1 protein-coding gene is annotated in these 708 nt (G+C 46.0%); it reads left to right on the plus strand.

From position 1 onward, the window contains the following. The coding region (locus C0Z22_RS15810) for a hypothetical protein (protein WP_233189744.1) at positions 1 to 462 on the plus strand (462 nt) is incomplete at its 5' end. Positions 463 to 708: the final 246 nt, after the last annotated feature.

The raw sequence follows: 708 nt of genomic DNA on the forward strand, positions 1-708 counted from the left end.
CTTTATTTCTCTCTACAGGAATCTCACCAGCACAAGATGAAGCTGACATTTGCTCTCATCCTTGCACTCCAAGTGTCAGTGTGTGTCTGGGCACAGGACTGGCCCGAGCCTGACAAGGAGTTAGTTGATAAATATACTGGGCTGAAGGAAGTTTTCATCAAGAGGCTCGTCACTGCTTGGGAAAAGACCAAAGACGCCGCTCAGCCACTGCTAGAGGGCTCCCCAACAGGAGATAGTGCCAAGGAGATTTTTGAAGAAATAAAGAAAAGTCCAAGAGTGGAAAGCACTGTCAAAATTATCAGCGGTCTGGCCGGTGAGCTCGAGCCCGTCGTGGAGAAAGCTCGCTTGGCTCTTCTCGGTGCTTATGGCCATTATCTCCGGCCCTACATTGGCGAACACCTGGACACAGCAATCACCAGCATCAAGCCAGTGCTGGATACCGTCCTGCCTGCTGATGGTTAGAGTCCACTGCTCGTCAACCACTGACTCCTTCAACCCAAAAAAACATGCATTTTCATTGCTTCAATAATGGATCCAAATCTAAAACTATCTGACAGCTGTGTGTCCAGCACAGTCATCATGTCAGTATAGTTTTTTTTGCATGTATATACTGTATCTGTGTATTTGATACTGTTCTGTTTAGCGCAGGAAAAAATAACATCCGGTCCAGCATTAATAGATTATGAATTATGTGATTTTGTGTGCCTC

Origin of the sequence: Halobacteriovorax sp. DA5 (assembly GCF_002903145.1) — a bacterium.
Lineage (GTDB): Bacteria > Bdellovibrionota > Bacteriovoracia > Bacteriovoracales > Bacteriovoracaceae > Halobacteriovorax_A.